The 12494-nt window shown below is 42.3% G+C and carries 22 protein-coding genes; all 22 read left to right on the top strand.

The window, feature by feature from the left end; all coding sequences use genetic code 11:
• The first annotated feature begins 53 nt into the window (after positions 1–53).
• Entirely contained in the window at positions 54–2132 is a 2079-nt protein-coding gene (gene fusA, locus MHB63_08225; protein ID MEK3806537.1) for an elongation factor G, read from the top strand.
• Positions 2133–2243: 111 nt separating this feature from the next.
• Positions 2244–3434 (top strand): elongation factor Tu, encoded by a 1191-nt coding sequence (gene tuf, locus MHB63_08220; GenBank protein ID MEK3806536.1) that lies wholly within the window; start codon positions 2244–2246, stop codon positions 3432–3434.
• A gap of 341 nt (positions 3435–3775) precedes the next feature.
• The gene (gene rpsJ, locus MHB63_08215) at positions 3776–4084 is read left to right on the top strand and encodes a 30S ribosomal protein S10 (protein ID MEK3806535.1); all 309 of its coding nucleotides are present in this window, start codon (positions 3776–3778) and stop codon (positions 4082–4084) included.
• A 42-nt stretch (positions 4085–4126) separates the two neighbouring features.
• A complete protein-coding gene (gene rplC, locus MHB63_08210) occupies positions 4127–4753 on the top strand; it encodes a 50S ribosomal protein L3 (protein ID MEK3806534.1) in 627 nt (208 codons plus the stop codon).
• Positions 4754–4780: 27 nt separating this feature from the next.
• Positions 4781–5404 carry a 50S ribosomal protein L4 gene (gene rplD / locus MHB63_08205; GenBank protein ID MEK3806533.1) on the top strand — a complete coding sequence of 208 codons (624 nt, stop codon included), beginning with the start codon at positions 4781–4783 and terminating at the stop codon, positions 5402–5404.
• Positions 5404–5691 (top strand): 50S ribosomal protein L23, encoded by a 288-nt coding sequence (gene rplW / locus MHB63_08200; protein ID MEK3806532.1) that lies wholly within the window; start codon positions 5404–5406, stop codon positions 5689–5691. Before rplD ends, rplW begins: the two co-directional genes overlap by 1 nt.
• A gap of 29 nt (positions 5692–5720) precedes the next feature.
• The gene (gene rplB / locus MHB63_08195) at positions 5721–6551 is read left to right on the top strand and encodes a 50S ribosomal protein L2 (GenBank protein ID MEK3806531.1); all 831 of its coding nucleotides are present in this window, start codon (positions 5721–5723) and stop codon (positions 6549–6551) included.
• A 57-nt stretch (positions 6552–6608) separates the two neighbouring features.
• Positions 6609–6887, top strand: coding sequence for a 30S ribosomal protein S19 (rpsS, locus tag MHB63_08190; GenBank protein MEK3806530.1), 279 nt, complete (start codon positions 6609–6611; stop codon positions 6885–6887).
• A gap of 17 nt (positions 6888–6904) precedes the next feature.
• On the top strand, positions 6905–7246 hold the full coding sequence (rplV, locus tag MHB63_08185) for a 50S ribosomal protein L22 (protein MEK3806529.1): 342 nt from the start codon (positions 6905–6907) through the stop codon (positions 7244–7246).
• Positions 7247–7249: 3 nt separating this feature from the next.
• Positions 7250–7906, top strand: coding sequence for a 30S ribosomal protein S3 (gene rpsC, locus MHB63_08180; GenBank protein MEK3806528.1), 657 nt, complete (start codon positions 7250–7252; stop codon positions 7904–7906).
• Positions 7907–7908: 2 nt separating this feature from the next.
• A complete protein-coding gene (gene rplP / locus MHB63_08175) occupies positions 7909–8343 on the top strand; it encodes a 50S ribosomal protein L16 (GenBank protein ID MEK3806527.1) in 435 nt (144 codons plus the stop codon).
• Entirely contained in the window at positions 8333–8536 is a 204-nt protein-coding gene (gene rpmC, locus MHB63_08170) for a 50S ribosomal protein L29 (protein MEK3806526.1), read from the top strand. Before rplP ends, rpmC begins: the two co-directional genes overlap by 11 nt.
• A 20-nt stretch (positions 8537–8556) precedes the next feature.
• On the top strand, positions 8557–8823 hold the full coding sequence (rpsQ, locus tag MHB63_08165; protein ID MEK3806525.1) for a 30S ribosomal protein S17: 267 nt from the start codon (positions 8557–8559) through the stop codon (positions 8821–8823).
• A gap of 38 nt (positions 8824–8861) precedes the next feature.
• Positions 8862–9230, top strand: a complete 369-nt coding sequence (gene rplN, locus MHB63_08160) for a 50S ribosomal protein L14 (GenBank protein ID MEK3806524.1) — start codon at positions 8862–8864, stop codon at positions 9228–9230.
• 39 nt (positions 9231–9269) lie between these two features.
• Positions 9270–9581, top strand: coding sequence for a 50S ribosomal protein L24 (gene rplX / locus MHB63_08155; GenBank protein ID MEK3806523.1), 312 nt, complete (start codon positions 9270–9272; stop codon positions 9579–9581).
• 24 nt (positions 9582–9605) lie between these two features.
• Positions 9606–10145: a 50S ribosomal protein L5 gene (gene rplE, locus MHB63_08150; protein MEK3806522.1), complete on the top strand. Its 540-nt coding sequence runs from the start codon at positions 9606–9608 to the stop codon at positions 10143–10145.
• A 21-nt stretch (positions 10146–10166) separates the two neighbouring features.
• Positions 10167–10352 (top strand): 30S ribosomal protein S14, encoded by a 186-nt coding sequence (gene rpsN / locus MHB63_08145; GenBank protein ID MEK3806521.1) that lies wholly within the window; start codon positions 10167–10169, stop codon positions 10350–10352.
• Positions 10353–10384: 32 nt separating this feature from the next.
• Positions 10385–10783, top strand: coding sequence for a 30S ribosomal protein S8 (rpsH, locus tag MHB63_08140; GenBank protein ID MEK3806520.1), 399 nt, complete (start codon positions 10385–10387; stop codon positions 10781–10783).
• A 31-nt stretch (positions 10784–10814) separates the two neighbouring features.
• Positions 10815–11351, top strand: coding sequence for a 50S ribosomal protein L6 (gene rplF / locus MHB63_08135; protein MEK3806519.1), 537 nt, complete (start codon positions 10815–10817; stop codon positions 11349–11351).
• Positions 11352–11384: 33 nt separating this feature from the next.
• Entirely contained in the window at positions 11385–11747 is a 363-nt protein-coding gene (rplR, locus tag MHB63_08130) for a 50S ribosomal protein L18 (GenBank protein ID MEK3806518.1), read from the top strand.
• A gap of 23 nt (positions 11748–11770) precedes the next feature.
• A complete protein-coding gene (rpsE, locus tag MHB63_08125) occupies positions 11771–12271 on the top strand; it encodes a 30S ribosomal protein S5 (GenBank protein MEK3806517.1) in 501 nt (166 codons plus the stop codon).
• Positions 12272–12284: 13 nt separating this feature from the next.
• The gene (rpmD, locus tag MHB63_08120; protein ID MEK3806516.1) at positions 12285–12467 is read left to right on the top strand and encodes a 50S ribosomal protein L30; all 183 of its coding nucleotides are present in this window, start codon (positions 12285–12287) and stop codon (positions 12465–12467) included.
• The last annotated feature ends 27 nt before the right edge of the window (positions 12468–12494 follow it).

The raw sequence follows: 12494 nt of genomic DNA, 5'->3' as shown, positions 1-12494 counted from the left end.
ATATAAACCAATAACCATACTAATCCTTATAAAAGGAAGGAGAAAAGACCCCAATGGCAAGAGAGTTCTCCTTAGACAAAACTCGTAATATCGGCATCATGGCTCACATCGATGCCGGTAAAACGACGACTACTGAACGTGTACTTTTCTACACTGGACGTATTCACAAAATTGGTGAGACACACGAAGGTGCGTCTCAAATGGACTGGATGGAGCAGGAGCAGGAGCGTGGAATCACGATCACTTCTGCTGCTACAACTGCTCAGTGGAAAGGCCATCGCGTAAACATCATCGATACACCTGGACACGTAGACTTCACAGTTGAAGTTGAACGTTCACTTCGTGTACTTGATGGTGCTGTAGCAGTACTTGATGCACAATCAGGTGTTGAGCCTCAAACTGAAACAGTATGGCGCCAGGCAACAACTTACGGAGTACCGCGTGTAGTATTCGTTAACAAAATGGATAAAATCGGTGCAGATTTCTTATACTCTGTAAAAACATTGCATGACCGTCTTGAAGCAAATGCTCATCCAATCCAGCTTCCAATCGGTGCTGAAGATCAATTCGAAGGAATTATCGATCTTGTAGAAAACGTAGCATACTTCTACGAAGATGATCTTGGAACTCGTTCTGAGGCAAAAGAAATTCCTGAAGAATATAAAGATCTTGCAGAAGAGTGGCGCGGCAAGCTTGTAGAAGCTGTTGCTGAACTTGACGAAGAGCTTATGATGAAATACCTTGAGGGTGAAGAGCTTACTCTTGAAGAGCTTAAAGCCGGAATCCGCAAAGGTACAGTAAATGTAGAATTCTACCCAGTTATCTGCGGATCTGCATTTAAAAACAAAGGTGTACAGCTAATGCTTGACGCAGTTCTTGATTACCTGCCATCACCTCTTGATGTACCTGCAATCAAAGGTATCACTCCTGACACTGAAGAAGAAGTAACTCGCGAATCAAGCGATGAGGGTCCTTTCTCAGCACTTGCTTTCAAAGTTATGACTGACCCTTATGTTGGGAAACTTACATTCTTCCGCGTATATTCAGGTGTTCTAAACTCTGGATCTTACGTACAAAACTCAACGAAAGGCAAGCGTGAGCGTGTAGGACGTATCCTGCAAATGCATGCTAACTCTCGTGAGGAAATCTCTACTGTATATGCTGGTGACATCGCTGCTGCTGTAGGTCTTAAAGATACTACAACTGGTGATACTCTATGTGATGAAAAGAGCCTTGTTATCTTGGAATCAATGGAATTCCCAGAGCCGGTTATCTCGCTTTCAGTTGAGCCAAAATCAAAAGCTGACCAAGACAAAATGTCTACAGCTCTATCTAAGCTTTCTGAAGAAGATCCAACATTCAAAGCTCACACTGATACTGAAACAGGTCAAACGATCATCTCTGGTATGGGTGAACTTCACCTTGATATCATTGTTGACCGTATGAGACGTGAATTCAAAGTTGAAGCTAACGTTGGTGCTCCTCAGGTTGCTTACCGTGAAACTTTCCGCGGATCTGCGAAAGTTGAAGGTAAGTTTGCACGCCAATCCGGTGGACGCGGTCAATTCGGACACGTTTGGATCGAATTCGAACCAAATGAAGAAGGAAAAGGCTTTGAGTTCCACAACAAAATCGTCGGTGGTGTTGTTCCTCGTGAATACATCCCAGCGGTTGGAGCCGGCTTGGAAGACTCCATGAAAAATGGTGTTCTTGCAGGCTACCCTCTAATCGATGTTAAAGCATCATTAGTAGACGGTTCTTACCATGATGTTGACTCAAGTGAGATGGCGTTTAAAATTGCTGCATCTATGGCACTTAAAAACGCTGTATCTAAGTGTAACCCTGTTATTCTTGAGCCTGTTATGAAGGTTGAAGTTGTAATCCCTGATGAGTACATGGGAGATATCATGGGTGATATCACTTCTCGCCGCGGTCGCGTTGAAGGTATGGAAGCTCGCGGAAACGCTCAAGTAGTACGTGCTATGGTACCTCTTTCTGAAATGTTTGGATATGCAACTGCACTTCGTTCAAACACTCAAGGACGCGGAACATTCTCTATGCACTTTGATCACTACGAAGAGGTTCCAAAATCAATTTCTGAAGAAATTATCAAAAAAAATAAAGGTGAATAATTGATTTTCACTCTTTATTAAAGTATAACTACTTATGTATGAATAGAAAGTGGACAGCCTCCACTTTCTACACTCTATATAATCAATCATGACTCTAAGGAGGAATTTAGAATGGGTAAAGAAAAATTCGACCGTTCCAAAACGCATGCCAATATCGGTACAATTGGACACGTTGACCACGGTAAAACAACTCTAACAGCTGCAATTACAACTGTACTTGCAAAACGTAGCGGTAAAGGTGCTGCAATGGCATACGACATGATCGATGCTGCTCCTGAAGAGCGCGAGCGCGGAATCACAATCTCAACTGCACACGTTGAGTACGAAACTGAAACTCGTCACTATGCACACGTTGACTGCCCAGGACATGCTGACTATGTTAAAAACATGATCACTGGTGCTGCACAAATGGACGGCGGAATCCTAGTTGTTTCTGCATCTGACGGCCCAATGCCACAAACTCGTGAGCACATCCTTCTTTCTCGTCAAGTAGGTGTACCTTACCTAGTAGTATTCATGAACAAATGCGACATGGTAGACGACGAAGAGCTTCTTGAGCTAGTTGAAATGGAAGTTCGCGACCTTCTTTCTGAGTATGACTTCCCTGGCGATGACATCCCAGTAATCAAAGGTTCTGCTCTTAAAGCTCTAGAAGGCGAAGCTGAGTGGGAAGAGAAAATCGTTGAGCTTATGAACGCTGTTGACGAGTACATCCCAACACCAGCTCGTGACACTGAAAAACCATTCATGATGCCTGTTGAGGACGTATTCTCAATAACTGGCCGTGGAACAGTTGCTACTGGACGCGTTGAGCGTGGAGTAGTTAAAGTTGGAGATGTTATCGACATCATCGGCTTCACTGAAGAGCCAAAATCAACAACTGTAACAGGTGTTGAAATGTTCCGTAAGCTTCTTGACTATGCAGAAGCTGGCGACAACATCGGTGCACTTCTTCGTGGGGTTTCTCGCGACGACATCCAACGTGGACAAGTTCTTGCTAAGCCAAAAACAATCACTCCACACACTAAATTTAAATCAGAAGTTTACGTTCTTTCAAAAGAAGAGGGTGGACGTCACACTCCATTCTTCTCTAACTACCGCCCACAGTTCTACTTCCGTACTACGGACGTAACTGGTATCATCCAACTTCCAGAAGGCGTTGAGATGGTTATGCCTGGCGATAACATCGAAATGACTGTTGAACTTATCGCTCCAATCGCGATTGAAGAAGGTACTAAATTCTCAATCCGTGAAGGCGGTCGTACAGTAGGCGCTGGTGTTGTAGCTACAATCACTGAGTAATCCTGCTATTTAAAAAGACGAGCATTCGTGCTCGTCTTTTTTTGTTTCTTCTATATATATAGTAGAAATGATTTGCCATAAGAAACGAAAACTTTTCCAGCTGCTGATCCCCTTGTTTTTACCTGTTGATGTATGTATAATAGGAAAAGTGCGCAAGAAAGTAAAAACTTTATTTTTATCTTGCATTGGGCGCAAAATTTCTATATAATAGACAATGTTGGTCTTTGACTGCGATGAAGTAGGAGGTTGCCGATACACACGGCCGCTTTGCCATGGCGAGTGTACGGAAAATTTCTACGGAGAAAGTCTATTTTAAAAGTAGGCGAAAAGGAGGGAAAATAATGGCAAAACAAAAAATTCGTATTCGTTTGAAAGCATATGATCACAGAATTCTTGATCAATCTGCTGAAAAGATCGTTGAAACAGCAAAACGTTCAGGTGCTAACGTTTCTGGTCCGATCCCGTTGCCAACTGAAAAATCGATTTACACGATTCTTCGTGCGGTACACAAATACAAAGATTCACGTGAGCAGTTCGAAATGCGCACACACAAACGTTTAATCGACATCATCAACCCAACACCACAAACTGTTGATGCATTGATGAGATTAGACTTGCCGTCAGGCGTTGACATTGAAATCAAACTTTAATTTCAAAAAATAGATTTTATAACATTATAGGAGGTGTGACTAATGACCAAAGGAATCTTAGGTAAAAAAATCGGTATGACTCAAGTGTTTACTGAAAAAGGCGATCTTATCCCGGTAACAGTAATTGAGGCTGCTGAAAACGTAGTTCTTCAAATCAAGACTGTTGAAAGCGACGGCTATGCTGCTGTTCAGGTTGGTTTCTCAAACAAACGTGAAAAGCTTTCTAACAAGCCTGCAAAAGGACACGTTGCAAAAGCTAATACTGCACCTAAGCGCTTCGTAAGGGAGTTCCGCGGAGAAGCTGGTGAGTATGAAGTTGGTCAGGAAGTCAAAGTTGATATTTTCTCTGCTGGAGATACAGTAGATGTAACAGGAATCTCAAAGGGTAAAGGTTTCCAAGGCTCTATCAAGCGCCATAACCAATCTCGCGGACCTATGTCACATGGTTCTCGTTACCACCGTCGCCCAGGTTCAATGGGTCCTGTTGCTCCTAACCGAGTATTCAAAAACAAATTATTGCCAGGCCGCATGGGCGGAGAGCAAGTAACTGTTCAAAACCTTGAGATCGTGAAAGTTGACGCTGAGCGTAACCTTCTATTGATCAAAGGAAACGTACCTGGTCCTAAAAAATCACTTATCACAGTGAAAAAGGCTGTTAAATCTAACTAATTTTTCTAAGAAAGGAGGAATTCGATAATGCCGAAAGTAGCATTATTAAACCAAAGCGGATCAAACGTTGGTGAAATCGAACTAAATGATTCTGTATTTGGTATCGAACCTAATCAGCACGTTTTATTTGATGCGGTTATCATGCAAAGAGCTTCTTTGCGTCAAGGAAACCACAAAGTAAAGAATCGTTCAGAAGTTAGAGGCGGAGGTCGCAAGCCTTGGCGCCAAAAAGGTACTGGACGCGCTCGTCAAGGATCTATCCGCTCACCACAATGGCGCGGCGGTGGTATCGTATTCGGTCCAACACCACGCAGCTATGCTTACAAATTACCTAAAAAAGTTCGCCGCTTAGCGATCAAATCAGCTTTATCTACAAAAGTACAAGAGAACAACATTCTAGTATTAGAAGATCTTCTAATGAATGCTCCTAAAACAAAAGAAATGACTGCTATCCTTGCAGGACTTTCAGTTGAAAAGAAAGCATTGATCGTTACTGCTGATGTAAACGAATCTGTTGCACTATCTGCACGTAACATCCCTGGCATTACAGTTCTTGAAGCTAATTCTATTAATGTACTTGATGTACTTAACCATGAAAAGCTTGTTATTACGAAAGCAGCGGTGCAAAAAGTAGAGGAGGTGCTTGCATAATGAAAGATCCTCGTGATATTATTAAGCGCCCCGTAATCACTGAACTTTCAACGGACTTAATGACTGAGAAAAAGTACACGTTTGAAGTTGACGTTCGTGCTAACAAAACTCAAGTGAAAGATGCTATTGAAGCAATCTTTGGCGTAAAAGTGGAGAAAGTTAACGTTCTTAACTACAAAGGCAAATATAAGCGTGTAGGTCGTTACACAGGTCTTACTAATAAACGCAAAAAAGCAGTTGTTAAATTAACAGCTGACAGCAAAGAAATCGAACTATTCGAAGTCTAATTCATTATTTAAGATAGGAGGGAAACGAGATGGCGATTAAAAAGTACAAACCAACCTCAAATGGTCGTCGCGGCATGACTGTTTCTGATTTCGCTGAGATTACTACAGACAAACCGGAAAAGTCATTACTTGCGCCTGTACACAGAAAAGGCGGTCGTAACAACCAAGGTAAAATTACTGTACGTCATCAAGGCGGCGGTCACAAACGTCAATACCGTATTATCGACTTCAAACGCGATAAAGATGGTATACCAGGACGCGTTGCTACAATCGAGTATGATCCGAACCGTTCTGCAAACATTGCACTTATCCACTATGCAGATGGTGAGAAAAGATATATCCTTGCTCCAAAAAACCTTGAAGTAGGTTTACAAGTTGTTTCTGGACCAGAGGCTGATATTAAAGTAGGAAATGCACTTCCACTTCAAAATATCCCTGTAGGTACAGTTATTCACAACATCGAACTTAAACCAGGCAAAGGCGGACAATTAGTACGTTCTGCTGGTACTTCTGCACAGGTTCTTGGTAAAGAAGGCAAATACGTTCTTGTTCGCTTGAACTCTGGTGAGGTTCGCATGATCCTTGCTACTTGCCGCGCTACAGTTGGTCAAGTAGGAAACGAGCAGCATGAACTTATCAACATCGGTAAAGCTGGACGCTCTCGCTGGTTAGGTATCAGACCTACAGTTCGTGGTTCTGTAATGAACCCTAACGATCACCCGCACGGTGGTGGTGAAGGTCGTGCTCCAATCGGACGTAAGTCTCCAATGACTCCTTGGGGTAAACCTACTCTTGGTTACAAAACTCGCAAGAAGACAAACAAGTCCGATAAATTCATCGTACGTCGTCGTAAAAAATAACGTGATGGTTCTACGGTTCGAAGGAACCGTAGCGCAATCGCGAAGGGAGGTACAAGTATGGGCCGTAGCTTGAAAAAAGGACCATTCGTAGATGAGCATTTATTCAAGAAAGTTGAAAAGTTAAACGAGTCAGAGAAAAAACAAGTAATCAAAACTTGGTCTCGCCGTTCTACTATTTTCCCGCAATTCATCGGTCAAACGATCGCTGTATATGACGGTCGCAAGCATGTTCCTGTATACGTTACTGAAGATATGGTAGGACACAAACTCGGTGAGTTTGCTCCAACACGTACGTATAAAGGCCATGCAGCTGACGACAAAAAAACAAGACGCTAATGAGAGGAGGCTTTTAAATGCAAGCTAAAGCCGTTGCAAGAACAGTACGTATTGCTCCTCGTAAAGCTCGTTTAGTAATTGATCTTATCCGAGGAAAGCAAATCGGTGAAGCGGTAGCGATTCTTCGCCACACACCTAAAACTGCTTCTCCAATTATTGAAAAAGTTCTAAAATCTGCTGTGGCAAACGCAGAGCACAACTATGAAATGGACATTAACAACCTGGTTGTAACTGAAGCTTATGTAGGCGAAGGTCCAACTCTAAAACGTTTCCGTCCACGCGCAATGGGCCGTGCAAGTGCCATCAACAAACGCACAAGCCACATTACAATCGTTGTATCAGAAAAGAAGGAGGGATAATCCGTGGGTCAAAAGGTAAATCCAGTCGGTCTTCGCATTGGTGTTATCCGTGATTGGGAATCTAAATGGTTCGCTGGCAAAGATTATGCTAATCTTCTGCACGAAGACATCAAAGTTCGTGAATATATCAATCAGCGTTTAAGCGATGCATCTGTTTCAAAGATTGAAATCGAGCGTGCTGCTAATCGCGTGAACATTACGATCCACACTGCTAAGCCAGGTATGGTTATCGGTAAAGGCGGTACTGAAGTTGAAGCACTTCGTAAAGCTCTTAACTCACTAACTGGCAAGCGTGTACACATCAATATTCTTGAAATCAAGAGAGCTGATCTTGATGCTAAACTAGTAGCTGACAACATCGCTCGTCAACTTGAAAATCGTATTTCATTCCGTCGTGCTCAAAAGCAAACAATCCAACGTGCTATGCGCGCAGGTGCACAAGGAATTAAAACAATGGTATCTGGTCGTCTTGGCGGCGCTGATATCGCTCGTTCTGAAAGCTACAGTGAAGGAACAGTTCCACTTCACACACTTCGTGCTGATATTGACTATGGTACAGCTGAAGCTGACACTACTTATGGTAAATTAGGCGTTAAAGTTTGGATCTATCGTGGAGAGGTTCTTCCTACTAAGAAGAAAAAAGAGGAAGGAGGAAAATAATTATGTTGTTGCCAAAACGCGTTAAATATCGCAGAGAACACCGTGGAAAAATGCGCGGTCGTGCTAAAGGCGGTACAGAAGTTCACTTCGGTGAATACGGCATTCAAGCTCTAGAAGCTTCTTGGATTACAAATCGTCAAATTGAGGCAGCTCGTATTGCTATGACTCGTTACATGAAACGTGGCGGTAAAGTCTGGATCAAAATTTTCCCTTCTAAGCCTTACACGGCTAAACCTCTAGAGGTCCGCATGGGATCCGGTAAAGGTGCTCCTGAAGGCTGGGTGGCAGTTGTAAAACCAGGAAAAGTAATGTTTGAAATTGCTGGTGTATCAGAAGAAGTAGCACGCGAAGCATTGCGTCTTGCATCTCACAAATTGCCAATCAAAACAAAATTCGTTAAACGCGAGGAAATTGGTGGTGAATCAAATGAGAGCTAATGAAATTCGTGATCTTACCACTGCTGAAATTGAACAAAAAGTAAAATCACTGAAGGAAGAGCTGTTCAACCTTCGCTTTCAATTGGCGACTGGACAACTTGAAAACACTGCTCGCATTCGTGAAGTACGTAAATCGATCGCTCGTATGAAAACTGTGATCACTGAAAGAGAGATCGCTGCTAATAATCGATAATCCTGAGAGGAGGTTGCAGAATGACTGAACGCAACAACCAGCGCAAAGTCTACACTGGACGTGTAGTTTCTGATAAAATGGATAAAACGATCACTGTTCTTGTTGAAACGTATAAGAAGCATTCTTTATACGGCAAGCGTGTTAAATATTCCAAAAAGTTCAAAGCTCATGATGAAAACAACCAAGCTAAAATCGGCGATGTGGTTAAAATCATGGAAACTCGCCCATTATCAGCTACTAAACGTTTCCGTCTAGTTGAAATTGTTGAAGAAGCTGTTATTATCTAATATTGTTCGGATTATATTTCCGAAGGGAGGTAACGTAAATGATTCAACAAGAATCCCGTTTAAAAGTTGCTGACAACTCTGGTGCTCGTGAAGTTCTTACTATTAAAGTTCTTGGCGGATCTGGACGTAAAACTGCTAATATTGGTGATGTAATTGTTTGTACGGTCAAACAAGCAACACCAGGAGGCGTTGTTAAAAAAGGCGACGTTGTTAAAGCAGTAATCGTTCGCACAAAGAGCGGCGCTCGCCGTCAGGACGGATCTTACATCCGTTTCGACGAAAACGCATGTGTAATCATTAAAGATGACAAGAGCCCTCGCGGAACTCGTATCTTTGGACCAGTTGCACGTGAATTGCGTGAAGGCAACTTCATGAAAATTGTTTCTCTTGCTCCAGAAGTATTATAAATCGAAAATAGATAGCCTTACTAAGGAGGTGCGACTAGGATGCATGTAAAAAAAGGTGATAAAGTAGTAGTGATCTCAGGTAAAGATAAAGGCAAACAAGGTACTGTACTTGCTGCTTTCCCTAAGAAAGATCGCGTGCTTGTTGAAGGCATCAACATTATGAAGAAGCATTCAAAACCTTCTCAATTAAACCCTCAGGGCGGAATTATCAGCCAGGAGGCACCTATCCATGTATCAAATGTTATGCCACTTGATCCTAAATCAGGTGAGCCAACTCGTGTTGGTTTCAAAGTGGTTGATGGCAAAAAGGTACGTGTTGCGAAAAAATCTGGTGAAACTTTAGATAAATAGTAAATAAGGAAGGGAGGTCCTCGCATGAACCGCCTTAAAGAAAAGTATCAAAAAGAAATTACACCTGCTTTAATGAGCAAGTTCAACTATAAATCAGTGATGCAAGTTCCAAAGCTTGAGAAGATCGTAATCAACATGGGTGTTGGTGACGCAGTATCTAACTCTAAAGCTCTTGATACAGCTGTAGAAGAGTTAACTACAATCTCAGGTCAAAAGCCGGTTATCACAAAAGCTAAAAAATCAATTGCAGGATTCCGTCTGCGTGAAGGTATGCCTATCGGTGCGAAAGTAACTCTTCGCGGCGAGCGCATGTATGAATTCCTAGATAAATTAGTTTCTGTATCATTACCACGTGTACGTGACTTCCGCGGTATCTCTAAAAAGTCTTTTGACGGACGCGGAAACTACACTCTAGGTGTTAAAGAACAACTAATCTTCCCTGAAATTGATTATGATAAAGTATCAAAAGTTCGTGGTATGGACATCGTTATCGTTACAACTGCTAACACTGATGAAGAATCTCGTGAGCTTCTTACTCAGTTCGGTATGCCATTCCAAAAATAATCGAAATAGGGAGGCGAAAACGTGGCTAAAAAGTCAATGATTGCGAAACAAAAACGCACTCAAAAGTTTAAAGTACAAGAGTACACTCGCTGCGAACGCTGTGGTCGTCCACATTCAGTTCTCCGCAAATTTAAACTTTGCCGTATTTGTTTCCGTGAACTCGCATATAAAGGTCAAATTCCAGGCGTTAAAAAAGCTAGCTGGTAATACCCCATAATCGGGAAGGAGGTAATTTTGATATGGTAATGACAGATCCAATTGCAGATATGCTTACTCGTATTCGCAACGCGAATATGGTTCGTCATGAAAAATTAGAAATTCCTGCATCGAAAGCGAAAAAAGAGATCGCTGAAATCCTTAAGCGTGAAGGTTTCGTTCGTGATGTTGAATATGTAGAAGATAACAAACAAGGTATCATTCGTATTTTCCTTAAATACGGATCAAACAACGAGCGTGTTATCACTGGTCTGAAACGCATCAGTAAACCAGGATTACGCGTATACGCTAAAGCTAACGAAGTACCTCGCGTACTTAACGGTTTAGGAATCGCAATCGTATCTACTTCTCAAGGTGTCCTTACAGACAAAGAAGCTCGTGCGAAACAAGCTGGCGGAGAAGTTCTGGCATACGTTTGGTAATAACCTGAAAAAAGAATGGAGGTGTACATGAATGTCTCGTATTGGTAAAAAACCACTTGAAATCCCTGCTGGTGTAACAGTTGCGATCGACGGAAGCACTGTAACTGTTAAAGGACCTAAAGGTGAATTAACTCGTACTTTTAACTCTGATATCAACATTAAGGTTGAAGACAACGTACTTACAGTGACACGTCCTTCTGATCAAAAAGAACATCGTGCTCTTCACGGTACAACTCGCAGCCTTCTTGGAAACATGGTTGAGGGCGTTTCTAAAGGATTTGAAAAGGGTCTTGAATTAGTAGGTGTCGGTTACCGTGCTACTAAATCAGGCAACAAGCTAGTTCTTGCTGTTGGATACTCACATCCTGTAGAAATCGTTCCTGAACAAGGAATCGAAATTGAAGTGCCTTCAAATACAAAAATAATTGTAAAAGGTACAGACAAAGAGCGTGTTGGAGCTGTTGCTTCTAACATCCGCGCTACTCGTCCGCCAGAGCCTTACAAAGGCAAAGGTATCCGCTACGAAGGTGAATATGTACGTCGTAAAGAAGGTAAAACAGCGAAGTAATGTCGCTTAGATGATAAGAAAGGAGTGACCTGGATGATTACGAAACTTGACAAAAACGTTGTGCGTAAGAAAAGACACGGACGTGTCCGCGCAAAATTATCTGGTACAACTGCTCGTCCTCGTTTAAACGTATTTCGTTCTAATCAGCACATCTACGCACAAGTAATTGACGATGCTCAATCAGTGACAATTGCAAGTGCTTCAACATTAGATAAAGACCTTGCTCTTGATGCGAAAGGCAACGCTGAAGCTGCTGCTAAAGTTGGCGAACTAGTTGCTAAACGTGCAATCGAAAAAGGCGTGAAATCTGTTGTATTTGACCGCGGGGGTTACTTATACCATGGCCGTGTTAAGGCTTTGGCTGAAGCTGCTCGCGAAGCTGGTCTAGAATTTTAATAAAAAAAGGAGGGACACAGAGAATGGGTCGTATTGAACCAAACAAATTAGAGCTTGAAGAACGCGTTGTTACAGTAAACCGTGTAGCTAAAGTAGTAAAAGGTGGACGTCGTTTCCGCTTTGCTGCATTAGTAGTTGTCGGCGACAAAAACGGTCATGTAGGTTTCGGTACTGGTAAAGCACAGGAAGTTCCGGAAGCGATTCGCAAAGCGATCGAAGACGCTAAGAAAAACCTTGTTGAAGTACCTATGGTTGGTACTACTATTCCTCACCAAGTCATCGGCAGATTCGGTGCTGGAAACATCCTTTTAAAACCTGCATCTGAAGGTACTGGTGTTATCGCTGGTGGTCCTGTTCGTGCAGTACTAGAATTAGCAGGAGTTAGTGACATCCTTTCTAAATCACTAGGTTCTAACACTCCAATTAACATGATCCGTGCTACAATTTCTGGATTAACAGAACTTAAACGCGCTGATGAAGTTGCGAAGCTACGTGGCAAGTCGGTTGAAGAATTGTTAGGATAAGGAGGGAAACATGATGGCAAACAAATTAGCGATTACCCTCACTCGCAGTGTGATTGGTCGCCCAGAAGACCAACGTATTACTGTTAAAACACTAGGTCTTAAAAAAATGCATCAAACAGTAGTGCTTGATGACAATGCAGCGATCCGCGGCATGATCAACAAAGTATCTCATTTGGTAACAGTTAAAGAACAATAATATAGATCTTCTAATATCAAGGAGGTG

The organism is Bacillus sp. FSL H8-0547 (assembly GCA_038002745.1).
Lineage (GTDB): Bacteria > Bacillota > Bacilli > Bacillales > Bacillaceae > Bacillus_P.
Note: the sequence above shows the minus strand (reverse complement) of the source record. Positions and strands in the feature narration are given on the sequence as shown.